The organism is Phaeobacter inhibens DSM 16374 (assembly GCF_000473105.1).
In the GTDB taxonomy this organism is placed as follows: Bacteria; Pseudomonadota; Alphaproteobacteria; order Rhodobacterales; family Rhodobacteraceae; genus Phaeobacter; species Phaeobacter inhibens.
In genome coordinates this window covers 664090-676854 of sequence record NZ_KI421498.1, presented here as the reverse complement: position 1 = coordinate 676854, position 12765 = coordinate 664090, and the positions used below count along the sequence as shown (strand labels likewise).

Annotated in this window: 10 protein-coding genes; 2 read left to right on the top strand and 8 right to left on the bottom strand. The window is 63.8% G+C overall.

The features are described 5' to 3' along the window. Nucleotides 1-115 precede the first annotated feature (115 nt). Nucleotides 116-1435 (top strand): pyruvate dehydrogenase complex dihydrolipoamide acetyltransferase, encoded by a 1320-nt coding sequence (locus INHI_RS0106965; protein WP_027247195.1) that lies wholly within the window; start codon nucleotides 116-118, stop codon nucleotides 1433-1435. Nucleotides 1436-1744: 309 nt separating this feature from the next. Here INHI_RS0106965 and INHI_RS0106960 read toward each other — a convergent pair whose 3' ends face one another. Together INHI_RS0106960 and INHI_RS20440 are read right to left on the bottom strand one after the other, a co-directional pair. Further along, complete coding sequence (locus INHI_RS0106960) at nucleotides 1745-2650, bottom strand: AEC family transporter (RefSeq protein WP_027247194.1); 906 nt, start codon at nucleotides 2648-2650, stop codon at nucleotides 1745-1747. Beyond that, a complete protein-coding gene (locus tag INHI_RS20440) occupies nucleotides 2647-3831 on the bottom strand; it encodes an aminotransferase-like domain-containing protein (RefSeq protein WP_051338957.1) in 1185 nt (394 codons plus the stop codon). Before INHI_RS20440 ends, INHI_RS0106960 begins: the two co-directional genes overlap by 4 nt. Before the next feature lie 49 nt (nucleotides 3832-3880). Between INHI_RS20440 and INHI_RS0106950 the strand changes: the two genes are divergently transcribed. Then, nucleotides 3881-4753 carry a LysR family transcriptional regulator gene (locus INHI_RS0106950; protein ID WP_036766960.1) on the top strand — a complete coding sequence of 291 codons (873 nt, stop codon included), beginning with the start codon at nucleotides 3881-3883 and terminating at the stop codon, nucleotides 4751-4753. Between the two features lie 561 nt (nucleotides 4754-5314). Here INHI_RS0106950 and cysE read toward each other — a convergent pair. The 6 genes from cysE to INHI_RS0106920 form a co-directional block, all read right to left on the bottom strand. After that, a complete protein-coding gene (cysE, locus tag INHI_RS0106945; protein ID WP_014880158.1) occupies nucleotides 5315-6130 on the bottom strand; it encodes a serine O-acetyltransferase in 816 nt (271 codons plus the stop codon). 292 nt (nucleotides 6131-6422) lie between these two features. Next, nucleotides 6423-6719, bottom strand: a complete 297-nt coding sequence (locus tag INHI_RS0106940) for a DUF7742 family protein (protein ID WP_014880159.1) — start codon at nucleotides 6717-6719, stop codon at nucleotides 6423-6425. 12 nt (nucleotides 6720-6731) lie between these two features. After that, complete coding sequence (locus tag INHI_RS0106935; protein ID WP_027247192.1) at nucleotides 6732-10712, bottom strand: baseplate multidomain protein megatron; 3981 nt, start codon at nucleotides 10710-10712, stop codon at nucleotides 6732-6734. Continuing rightward, on the bottom strand, nucleotides 10712-11182 hold the full coding sequence (locus tag INHI_RS0106930; protein ID WP_027247191.1) for an NlpC/P60 family protein: 471 nt from the start codon (nucleotides 11180-11182) through the stop codon (nucleotides 10712-10714). The genes INHI_RS0106935 and INHI_RS0106930 overlap by 1 nt, the downstream gene beginning before the upstream one ends. Continuing rightward, nucleotides 11179-12129 (bottom strand): phage/gene transfer agent baseplate hub protein, encoded by a 951-nt coding sequence (locus INHI_RS0106925; RefSeq protein ID WP_027247190.1) that lies wholly within the window; start codon nucleotides 12127-12129, stop codon nucleotides 11179-11181. The genes INHI_RS0106930 and INHI_RS0106925 overlap by 4 nt, the downstream gene beginning before the upstream one ends. After that, complete coding sequence (locus tag INHI_RS0106920; protein ID WP_027247189.1) at nucleotides 12129-12761, bottom strand: DUF2460 domain-containing protein; 633 nt, start codon at nucleotides 12759-12761, stop codon at nucleotides 12129-12131. The genes INHI_RS0106925 and INHI_RS0106920 overlap by 1 nt, the downstream gene beginning before the upstream one ends. Nucleotides 12762-12765 lie beyond the last annotated feature (4 nt).

Here is a 12765-nt window from a genome sequence, read left to right as displayed (position 1 = left end):
TATCCGCTCCCAACTTCTGCACCATACTTTTGCCGGTTGGTTCATGAAAGTGAGTTCCGAGTTATCGGCAAAGAAGCGGAAGGACCGTTTGTTCCGAAAGGTGAGGGATCATAAAATGCCCACAGAAATCCTGATGCCCGCCCTCTCCCCCACTATGGAAGAAGGCACGCTCGCCAAATGGCTCGTGAAGGAAGGCGACACCGTCGCCTCTGGCGACCTGCTGGCGGAAATCGAAACCGACAAGGCGACGATGGAGTTTGAGGCCGTCGACGAAGGCACCATCGGCAAGATCCTGATCCCCGAAGGCAGCGAAGGCGTGAAGGTCAACAGCCCCATCGCCGTGCTGCTGGAAGATGGCGAAAGCGCCGACGACATCGGCACCACCCCGGCTGCACCCGCAGCCGCGGCAGACGAGGCCGCCCCTGTGGCGCCCGAGGAAGCCGCCCCTGCACCAGCGGCAGCTGCGGCAACACCAGCGCCTGCCGCACCAACCGCGGCAGATGGCAACCGCATCTTTGCGTCGCCTCTGGCGCGCCGTATCGCGGCTGACAAGGGGTTGGATCTGGCCCAGCTGAACGGCTCCGGCCCCCGTGGCCGCATCGTGAAGGCCGACGTGGAAAACGCCAAACCGCAGGCCGCCGACGCCCCGGCAGCAGCCGCTCCGGCAACCGCCGCAGCCTCTGCCGCAGCTGCCGCCCCCACAGGCCCCTCCGCCGATCAGGTCGCCCGCATGTACGAAGGCCGCACCTATGAGGAGGTCAAACTGGACGGCATGCGCAAGACAATCGCCGCCCGCCTCACCGAAGCCAAGCAAACCGTGCCGCATTTCTACCTGCGCCGCGACATCCAGCTGGATGCGCTGCTGAAGTTCCGCGGCGAGCTGAACAAACAGCTCGAGGGCCGCGGTGTGAAACTCTCGGTCAATGACTTCATCATCAAGGCCTGTGCCCTGGCGCTGCAGGCCGTGCCGGACGCAAACGCCGTCTGGGCCGGGGATCGCGTGCTGAAGATGGAAGCCTCCGATGTGGCGGTCGCCGTCGCGATTGAGGGCGGCTTGTTCACGCCCGTCCTGCAGAACAGCGACACCAAATCGCTCTCGACCCTGTCGACCGAGATGAAAGACCTCGCCAAACGCGCCCGCGACCGCAAGCTTGCGCCGCATGAATATCAGGGTGGCAGCTTTGCGATCTCCAACCTCGGCATGTTCGGCATCGACAATTTCGACGCCATCGTGAACCCGCCGCACGCAGGCATCCTCGCCGTGGGCGCAGGGGTCAAGAAACCGGTTGTCGGTGCAGACGGCGAACTGGCCGTGGCCACCGTGATGTCGGTGACCATGTCCGTCGACCACCGCGTCATCGACGGCGCGCTTGGCGCCGAACTGCTGAACGCGATCAAGGACAACCTCGAAAACCCGATGATGATGCTGGCCTGAGCCCCGTAAATCAACGGAGATATAAAAGGGAGCGGGGCATTGCTCCGGTCCCTTTTATACGGCTCGGGTGTTGGGTTGACTGCGCCTGTGTAGATGGCCCACGAGGGCACCCGCGATAGACCTCAGGCAAAATTGAGTGTGCACCAGTATCCGAAGCGCGCAATTTCCGGAGTCGCTCTGCCTGCAGCGACCAAATATCATGCAATCTCTGCTAAGCGGACGAAGCGAACATTCCCCGTGCTTATTCTAATGTCCGCAACCCAGTCTGAACTGGCTTGCGGTACACGGTGCCGACACGCGAAGAGCACACTAGACAATGAGCGCAATCCATACGGGTAGGGTCACGCAAGCTAAGCCCGTAGATTGGGCAATGATGGCTGCTGGCGCGCGTCGGTCTGCGCCGAAGCGCACCGCTAGCGTTTGCGCGGCGGCGGCGGTTGGCAAGGCGGCGAATAGAACGATGATAGATGTTTGCGTCGGACTTAACGCCATGAGCTCAGCCAGCCCAAGAGCGCAAAGTGGCAGCAGAACCAATTTTATCAGATGGAATCCGCCTGTGAGGCCATTGAGCCCACAGAGCACACGCAAGCTCAAGGATGCTCCGATAGACAGGAGTGCTGCCGGAATTGCGACATTGGCCAGACGGTCCAGCGCCAATTCAGCTGTGCCCGGCACGGCGTGGCCTGTGGCTCCGACAAGCAATCCTGCACTGCTGGCCAGAAAGAAGGGGTTCGTCACAATCGCTTTGAATATGGGGCCCATGGTCTGGCCCGCGCCGCGTGCCAGCGCGCCCACGGCAAGGACGTTGGCCAGCGGTACAGCCAAGCCGATGGCAACCGCCATCAAGGCAGCCGCCTCTTCCGGCAGCGTCTGAGCCACCACAAAGGCAAGCCCCGCATTGAATCTCCAGGCCGTCTGCCAAACACCGGCGAAATCCAGGAAGGACGCGGGTCCAATCCTCCGTAACGGCAAGGCCAAGACAAAGCCGAGCCCCATCAAGACCCAGACCGCAACGCCGATAGAGGCGATGTCGCTAAGGCCAATCGGACGTGCGGCCGCCGCAGTGAACATGAGGGCGGGGAAGAAGACGTAAAAGCAGAGCCTATCGAGGGCGACCCATAGGGTGTTGTCGAAAAATCGTCCAAGCAGCATGCCGAGCGCGATGATGAGGATATCTGGCGCAAGGGCCAGCGCGACTGAGCTTGCCCCGGTCATCGGGCGACCAAGCGTGCGGCCCCGGCCAGGCGGTCAGTTGCCTGTTTCAACGACGCCACATCATTGGAGGCAAAACAGAACCGGGCATAGCGCGCAATCTCGACACCTTGGCCGCTGGCGTCGAAGGCCGCGCCAGGCGCGTAGAGCACGCCTTGGGCAACTGCTGTCTCGAACAGCCGCGATACGTCAATGCGTTCAGGCAGTCGCGCCCACAGGAACATTCCGCCCGCTACGGCAGGTGCGTCAAACCCTGCCGCAATCAACCCCTCGCGCAAGGTATCGTGCCGCCTGTGGCAAAGCGCGCGTACCTTGATCAGCCAGTCATCGAACCGACCCGAGGACAGATAGGCCAGAACGGTCATTTGTGCTGTGCCGCTCGATTGCAGGTCGCTTGCCTGTTTCATTGCCGTGATGTGCGGCGCAATCTCGGGAGAGACCAGCATCCAGCCGATCCGTAGGCCTAGAGCGATGGATTTGGAGCAAGATCGCAGCGAAATCACCCGTGCGCCGCTCTCCCCGGCCATCTTCCAAAGGGATGGCGGTGGCGGCGCATCGAACCATAGATCGCGATAAGGGTCGTCCTCAATGATCGACACACCCATCCGGGCACAGAGCGCTAACAGCGCGCATCTGCGCTCTTCGCTTAGAACCGACCCGGTTGGATTCCCAAACGTTGGCGTGAGATAAAGCATACGCCCATGCGTCGCCTGAAAGGCTTTCTCCAACGCGTCGAGGCAAAGGCCGTCGGCGTCTTCGGACACAGGTTTGGCGCTGACACCGCAAGCCGCCAAGACCGACAACGTAGCAGGATAGAGCGCCTCTGGCACCAAAACAGTGTCGCCAGGATCGCACAGCGTTCGTATTGCCAAATCGATCCCTTGTTGTGCGCCAGACGTAACGATCACGCTGTCCGGCTGGTCCCCCGACAGATGCGCAAGCGCGCGCCGCAGCCGTGGATCACCTGCCGTGGGGCCATAGAGCCACGCCATCGGGTCAGCCGCTACCGCTTGAAGCGCGTCTTGCAAACCGATGTAATCGCAGGCGTCGGGCGACGGATGGCCGTTGGCCAGCGAAATCATGCCATCGCGCGCTGCTACGGGATAAAGCGCGCGCAACGGATTTTCAGGAAGCGCCACTGCGGCGCGGGACAGTGCAGTCGTATAAGGGGTCAGATAAGTCATATATCATGCTTTGCGTGACAAGCTCGCCATAATCAAATAACCAATAGTTATGAATGTGCGTCCTCTCGATACCGTTCCAATCATCGCTTTACGTGCCTTGCCCGTGATCCGGGAGACCGGCAGCATGACCCGCGCAGCAATGGCCTTGGGTGTTTCGCAACCCGCCATCAGCCGAGCCATTGCAGCACTAGAAGACAAATCTGGGGTCGTGGTGACGCGCCGCATGGGCGGGCAAATCAGACTGACGGCGGAGGGTGAGCGCCTTGCGGAGCTCGGCCGTCGCGAGGCACTGCTGCGCCAGGACGCGTGGGAGGATGTGACCGCCCTGAAACGCAAAAAAGCGGGGGCTTTGCGCATCGGTTCTATTGGTGCTTCCGCCTCGACCCGGCTCTTGCCTCAACTGCTGGGGCGCTATCAGAGCCGATGTCCGGAAATCCGCCTTGCTGTCCGCGAAATTCCCGAGACCGCGATGGCCGAAGCGCTCAAAACCGGGGTCGTCGATGTCGCCATCACATTGGCGCAGGACGACCCTTCGCTGGAACAGCTGCCACTTACTGATGACCACTTAGTCGCCCTTATGCCCGATGACCGAGTCTGGCCTGAACGTCTTACACCGCAGGACCTTGCGACATTGCCTTTCGTTATGACGAAAGGCGGATCAGAGCCTTTGGTGCGGGCCTGGTTCGCCCTTGCCGGCGTTACGCCTGATATCCGGCATGAGGCACAACAGATCACATCGCTTCTGGCGCTTGTGCGCGCGGGTCTGGGCGCGGCCATCATTGCCGATCTTGCCGCGCCAGAACATCATCCTGGCCTCTTGAAGGTGCCTCTTGACCCACCAGCCCCCCGCGAAATCGTCCTTGCCCGCCTTGCTGGTGGTCCTGCATCCGAGGCACTGTCAGCCTTTTGGGAATTGATCTGAGATACGTCTGCGGTTCGTTTGAGCTTCGGCTATCAAGTGGGCGAGCCGGTCGATTTTTTTGCAATAAGCGCTCTACGGCTCCACGAGCTTATCACGCAAGAGACCTACAAACCAAACTGGGGCGCATCCATTAAACCAAACTGGGGCGCATCCATTCCAATGCAATCGCGCTAGCACCGCGAAAGCCGACATTGGTAGATCCTGTAGCATCGGTCATTATGGGCTCACTGCCGACTTGCGGCGGTGCGACAGCAGGGTTGCAGCGATACCGCAACTCGTCGCAGCCGCTCGTTGATCGCAGCCAGCCCAATCACACCATTCACTCCGAGTGCAACATCGCGAACGGGGCTGACACGAGGGCCGCATTATGACGTCCCGGCCACCGACGAAAAACGCCGATAGCAACAGCCCTGCGATTGACTGCACACCTCCCCCACCCCACGAAAAAAGGGGCCGCCAGCGCCGCCCCTCTCCATCGTCATCTTTCCAAAAATACTCACAAATGCACCAATGGCGGCACGCGCATCGCCCGCCATGTTCAACCCCGCAGAGCGGCGCGGCCTATTGCGGCTTGCCGCCTCCCAGCACCTGATTCATGCTCACTGACGGCTGATCGCAGCCTGCCTCGCCGACGATCTTGGCCGGCACGCCCGCCACGGTCTTGCAGGGCGGGATCTCCTGCAGCACCACCGATCCGGCCGCAATGCGGCTGCAATGGCCGACCTTGATGTTGCCCAGAACCTTGGCACCGGCCCCGATCAGCACACCATCACCAATCTTCGGATGGCGGTCTTCCTCTTCCTTACCGGTGCCGCCGAGGGTCACCGAATGCAGCATCGATACATTGTCACCAACCACAGCGGTTTCACCGATAACAATGGAATGGGCGTGGTCGATCATGATGCCGCGTCCGATTTTGGCCGCCGGATGGATATCGACGCCAAAGATCTCGGAAATTCGCATCTGGAAGAAATAGGACAGGTCGTAATCCCCCTTCTGCCACAGCCAATGGGCGACCCGGTAGGCCTGCACCGCCTGATAGCCCTTGAAGTAGAGGATCGGCTGCAACAGACGATGGCAGGCCGGATCACGTTCATAGACCGCCATCAGATCGGCGCGTCCAGCGGCAATCAGATCCGGGTTTTCCCCATAGGCCTTGTCAACGATTTCGCGCAGGATTACCATCGACATCTCATTGGAGCAGAGCTTGGCCGCAATGCGATAGGACAGCGCCTTCTCAAGCGAGGTGTGATGCAGGATGCAGGCATGGATCAGCCCGCCCATCAGCGGCTGGCGGCGCACGGCGTCCTGCGCCTCGGTGGTGATCTGATCCCAAACCGGATCAACGGAACTAACGGCGTGGCGCGTCTCAAGCATGGCTCTGCCTCCTGTGTTGCGACCAGATTACCTATGTAAGCGCAAAAAGGCCAACCGCAAATCCGTGATGACAGCCATCGGATCTGCTGATCTTTCGCCTAGGTTCAGCAGATATGGTCGGGCAGCCCGTTGATTTTAAGGCCATCCACGCGCAAGATCAGGCCACACGCGTATCCGCACAGCCTCTGTGCGGCACGCAATGTGATCGCGCTGACGGCCTGCGCCAGCGCGCTACCCCCTTCGACCCTCACAGCCGCGACACCCGGTGGCGTCAGCGCAGCGTGGCACCGGATCACTCCGGATTATGCCTGACATGACGCGCCAATTGGGCCAGCACCAGCCGGGTACAGGACAGATATTGCGGCGCATCGTAAAACGGCTCATCCGCCAGCGGGAATCTCCGCGCCGCAGCACTCAGGGAGCCATCCCCCCAGTCCGGACAGAGCCGACGATGGCGGCGCGAATGGCGCAACGCCTGCCCGGCCCCGGCAAAGATCCGCTCGCACAGCACGCGCCGCTGCGCCGGGGCCACCGCCAGCAACGCGCGGGCGGTGCTGGTGATGTCACCGGGCAGGACAGGACGCCGCATCCCCGTCCCGCCTCAGACCAGCCGCAGGGCGGTGGCCGCGCCCGCCCCGTAGCGGGCCGAGACTTGCGCCACCTCGACGCGATCGCCCGGCGCCACCGCATCCGCTGTCTGTGCCGCCACCGGATAGCTCCAGCCGGGACTGTCCAGCAGCTCCTCGCGCAGCACGTCACTGCCGCGCAGCACCCGCAGGCGGTAGCGCTCCAGATCCTCGCCCAAGGGGATCTCCGCCAGATCCCAGCGGTCGCCGTCGGTGCGGCTGCGGCGGATCCAGTCCAGCCCGACCGCACCGCTGCCCAACACGCCTTTCTGGCGCAGATGCACCGGCGCATAGGGCCGTAGCCCTTCACCGGCAAAGGCCGCCTCCAGATGCACATAGCTTGGATCATCATAGGGGCGCCGGGCGGTGCCGATGCGGTAGTGACGGCTAAGGCCGCGCTGATTGGCAGCCAGAGTGATCTGCTGCGGCGTGCCATCCAGCGCCACCACATAAGACCCCTTGGGCCAGGCCACCGGCATCCGCGCATCGCTGCCCTGCTGCCCACGCAGCCGGTCGCGCAGAAGATAGCGCCCCGGCGCAATCAGCTCGGCCTTGGCAAATTGCAGCAGCTCCCAATTGCCGGGGCTGCCATCGCCAATCGCCACCAGATTGGCCCCGTTCAGCACCGATGTCCGGTCCCGGCTCTGGAATTGACCGGTGATCATATCGACTTCCAGATCTGCACCGCGCTCCCAACGGCCCAGCGCACCCGCAGGCAACACCGTGTTGGTGATGGCAATGGTTGAGGCCGCGGCCAGAACTTCTTCCAGCACATAATCCGCATCACTCTGTGCGCCATACAGGGCAACGCTCCCCGGCCAGGGCTGCGCCGTGACCGCCAGATGCGGCGCATGGGGCACCTCATCGCCGCCAATCAGCGGCAGGTCCATGAACAGCGGCAGCACCGGCACTGGCGCCGCAAAGGCGATGACACCGGGCAATTCCTCCGGCACCGGTGCGGGGTGGTAGTTCTCCGGCTCGATCCGCACCGCCTCGATCAGCTGCGCCGCGCCCTGTTCCACCCGGTCGATCCGGTAGCGCGCCTGCGCACCGCTGCCGACCTCCGCACCCGCCTCCGGGCCTGCCTCCGGACCTGCCTCTGTCCCCGCAAGCGGCAGGCGGATCACATCGCCCGCGCCCAGCGCCATGGCGGAGGGCGGCAATTCCAGCCGCAGGGTATCACGGGCCATACGGGCCTCGCTCAGCCAGCGCTCCACCACCTGCCGCCCCTCGGCGCGGGTCAGCGCCATCGGCAGCTCATTGTCGCTGACCGCATGGGTGGCCTCATCAGGCAGCACGGCCTCCTCGCCGCGCAGATAATGGCGCCCGCCCCATTCGACAAAACGCAGCCGCATCCGCCCGGCCAGCTCGGCCTCCGGCGCGCGGGTCTGTTCCAGCACCCCGTCCAGCTCCTGCCCCTCAACCAGTTGCGCCAGATCCAGCGCTGCGTCCTGTCGCCCATTGCGCAGGCGGAACCGCAGCAGCCCGTCGCGTTCGATGGCATCCACCCCGTGGCGCAGCAACAGTGGCTGCAGCGCGGCGCGCGCCTCCCCGACATCGCTGATCGCATAACCGCGCACCAGCGCAGGCAGGTCGCTGACATCAATCGCCGCAACACCCGAGGCGGCACAGATCTCCTCCAGCACCGAGGCCAGCGTGCGTTGCCCCACCCGTCCGTTCAGCCAATGGCCGCGCAGGTAATTCTCCCCGTCGCTCCAGACCTCCACCGCATTGGGAAAGGTCGGAAACGGTCGCGCGTCCCAGGCCCAGACATAGGCGTTCGACATATCCAGCATCGGGCCACCATAGACCTCGGAGACCGGGTTCATCCCCTCCTCCTGCCAATAGCCCAGTAATGCACGCAGATAGGCTAGCTGCATCATGTCATCGCGCTGCCCGTCAGAGAATTTCGGCAGTTTGGATTCGGAGCTTTTGGGATCCAGAAACTTGTTCGGCTGATTGGTGCCCTTGTCGATCGCAGCACAGCCCAGTTCGGTGAACCAGATCGGTTTGCTCTGCGGCTCCCATGCGGTGGGCAGCGCGGCACGTTGCCCGTTGATCCGGTCATGATGCGGCTTCGACCACCAGCTGCGCAGATCCTTGTAGCGCCAGATCCACGGCTCCTCATACGCCCCATCGGTGATTGGTGTGCGGATCTGGGCCGCCTCCGCCTCGGGCGAGTGGTAATACCAGTCATAGCCCTCGCCACCTTCGATATTGGCGCGCAGATAGCTGAGGTCATAGATATTGGGCGTGCCGGCCTTGGCGTCCAGATGATCCTCCCCCTCGCGCCAGTCGGACAGCGGCATGTAATTGTCGATGCCGATGAAGTCGATCTCCTCATCCGCCCACAGCGGATCAAGGTGGAAATAGCGATCCCCCTCCGGGCTCTGGTAGCCCCAGTATTCCGACCAGTCGGCGGCATAGCCGATCTGGGTGTCCGGACCAAGGATCTGGCGCACCTCCTGTGTCAGCGCCCGCAGCTCTGCCACCGCAGGAAAGCCTGCCTCATCGCGGATCTGGGTCAACCCACGCATCTCCGAGCTGATGCAGAACGCCTCCACCCCGCCCGCTGCGGCACAAAGCGCGGCATTATGCAGGATGAACCGCCGCAGCCCCCAATCCTCCAACGGGCCACTATAGGTGACGCTCCCGTCAGCCACGGTGAAATCCGCCGCGGTTGCCGTGCCAAAGAACTGCTGCACCTCAGCCCGCGCCGTAGCCGTGCCATCGGGGCTGCCGGGCTGGCCGGGTGCCCGCGACAGGGTGATCCGTCCCCGCCAGGGCAGATGCGCCTGTCCCGGCTCACCGCTCCAGGGATCGGGCAGATCATTGCCCGCCATCTGATCCATCAGGATAAACGGGTAGAACATCACCCGCTTGCCCTGCTCCTGCAGTGCGCGAATGGCCTCAATCACCGAGGCATCAGTTGGGGTGCCGCCATAGATCGGCCGGTCCTCTTGTCGCGCGATCAGCTCGGCCTCCGTGCGGGTCAGCCCGGCCACCGACCAGGGCATATTCGCCCCCTCGATATGCTGCCGCTCCACCTTCGGTTTGACGGTACAGGCCCCACAGCGCAGATCATTACCAAACCACGACACAATCAGCGAGGCCGCGCCACAGGCGGGCAGCTCCTCGCCAAGGGTCGTCAGCGAGGTGACCAGATCGGTCTCCCCCGAGGGGCTGTGCGAATTGGCGGGCTTGGCCTGTCCCGGCCCGTGGTCGTAATGCACCGGCGTGCTGGCCAGCGCGTATTCCCCGGTCCCCGGCATCAGGGCAACCCCCTGCACCAGCTGCGGCAGATCCAGATCATAGGTGCTGGAGGCCGGTTGTTCGGCACGCAGCACCTCGAACGAGAATTGCGGCACCCGGTTGCCAAAGCGTTCCAGCGCCAGGTTCTCCATCACCACATAGGCGGTGCCACGATAGGCGGGCACCTCGCCCGCACCCTCCACCGCCTCAATCACCGGATCGGGGAGCTGGTCCATGGTGCCGCGATAGACGGTCATGTTCAAATCCTTAGGCGCGACCTCCTCCCCATCAGCCCAGACCCGCCCGATGGAGGCGACCTCTCCGGCGCAGACCGCCACCGCCAGCGAGACATCATAGCTGTAGCTGGTGACCTTGGGCTGGCGCGGACCGCCGCCCTTGCCACCGCCGCCACTGGTGGTGGAGGTCTCGCGGAACTCAGACGCCCAGATCACCTGCCCGCCCACCCGCATCCGGCCATAGACCTGCGCAATCGGCTGGCCATCGCTGGCATGGGTCAGGCGGAAGCGTTCCACCCGGCCGGTCTCCACCGGCTCACTGCCCGCCCCCAGCAGGCGGCTGTCGATGGCACGCCCGACGGTGGCGCCAAGTGCGCGGCCAATCGCTACCGAGGACAGACCCGCCACAGCCCCCCCAACCGAGCCGCCAAGGGCCGCCCCCGCCGCAGAAAGAAGAATGGTCGCCATCACGTCACCTCATCAGCATCAACATCAGGAAAGGAAAACCGCGCCACGATCCGCCGTCGCCACGGCTGGCTCAATGCGCTCTCGACCACACCGTGGCCGCTATAGGCATGGATGAACCGCGGCATGGCGCCGGTTTCAGTTTGCAGCGCGATATGTTTGGCCACCGCCCCCCGGCGCATCCGAAACAGGAGGACGTCTCCGGCGCGCGCATCCTCTAGCGGTCGGGGGCTGAGATGGCGCAGAGCCGCCTGCCACAGCGCCTCCTCGCCCTGGGGTTCGGACCAGTCCATCGTATAGCCCGGCACCGCCTCCGGCTCCTGCCCGTAGACCTCGCGCCAGAGACCCCGGATCAGGCCGAGGCAATCGCAGCCCGCCCCGCGCCGGGCGGCCTGATGCACATAGGGCGTGCCCAACCAACCCCGCGCCGCCGCAACGAGCTGGGCGCGCAATATCCCCGTGGCGCCGCTCATCTGCGGCTGCCGCCAGTGTTATTGCCGCTCTGGCGCGGCACGCTCATCACCCAGTCTTCGCCGGGGATATCCGGAAAGCCCTGAAAATTGACGCCATTGTTGAACTTCAACCGGCAGGTCTTCAGCCGCTTGTCGCAACCCGCTGCCAGATGCAGCAGATCACCGGGTCGGATCTGCGCCCGCAGCGGTTCCCAGAGGGTCAGCTGGCGGTGCTCTGCGTTCGGATCCGGCGCGCTTGCGTCCTGTCCCAGCCGTCCGACCTGCTGACGGTCCTGCTTGATCCAGCCCCACAGGCCCGATGCTGCACCGCTCATCACCGTGAGACGACCCGACGTGAACCAGTTCGGCTCAAACCCCGGCAGGGCGGCAAATCCGAAATACTGCCCCTCGCGGATTTCTTCGGCGGCCAGCTCCAACGTGTAGCCCGGCGTTGTCATGTCAAAGCGGCAGGCGCCATCGCCCAGCACCGCCGTGCAGGGTTTCTGGTAGATCCGCCCCATCGGCTGATTGAGCGCCTCCGTCAGGCCGCGCAGCTCCGCCTCAAAGGCACCACCAGCACGGCGGATCTGGCCAAAGCTGCCGCGAAACTGCAACCAGCGCACCGAGACATCGGCCCAGTTCACCAGCCAGCAGCGCACCTCAGCGCCGTCAAAGCGCCCGGCCTCGATCTCGTCTTCGCGGATGGCGGCATCGCTCAGCGCGCCAAGCGCCTCGGTGTTGTCGACCGCCAACCCGGTGACCTGTTGCAGGCTGCGCGCCGTCAGGCCTGTGCCTGCGCGAAACAGCAGACCGGCCTCGCCCTCGGCAGCGCTTTCGAACCGCAGGTCGCGGTCATGGTCGGTAAAACCGAACCGCACGCCATCGCTGCGGGTCACCAGCCAGCAACGACACAGCGTGGTGAGACCGCTGGCCACATGGGATTGAAACGCCTCGCTTACCCCCGCCATCAGACCCGCACCTCCACCACTGGGACATTGGGCACGTCGCCCGCCTGAAAGGACGCCACGCTGGTCTGGATCCGGTCGGTGTCAAAGCGCACCGGCACATCAAACTCAAACCCCGCCTTCACCGACAGGCCCGCCTCTGGCGGATGCGCCAGCGTGATGGTGCCAAGGGTGCTGTCTAGCGTGTAATCCACCGTCTCCTGCAAGGCGTCCTGCTCAATCCCGATGCGCACGCTGCCCGCCACAGGTTTGGTAATCGGACGCTGATAGGCAAAGCTGCCGGAACGATAGGTCTTGCTCAGCTGGAACACCTGCTGCGCCCCGTCGCCCATGCCGATCACCTGATCCCCAAAGGTCACGTCCAGCGTGGCGCGGGCGGATTTGTAGTCGGACCAATCTTTCCAGCGAAAGCCGTACATCTGGCCTTGCCGTGCCTCGAAAAAGGCAATCAGCGCCTCGATATCCTCCAGCCCCCGCAGGCCCAGCCCCGCGTCATAGCGGCGCCGCGAATGCGCCCAGGGGGTGTTGCGTTCCTCATGCCCGTTGGCAAGCGTCACCACATCGGTGCGCCGCTCCGGGCCGCCGATTGAGCCGAAGCTCAGCGATGCGGGAAATCTGACCTCGTGAAAATTCATCTGC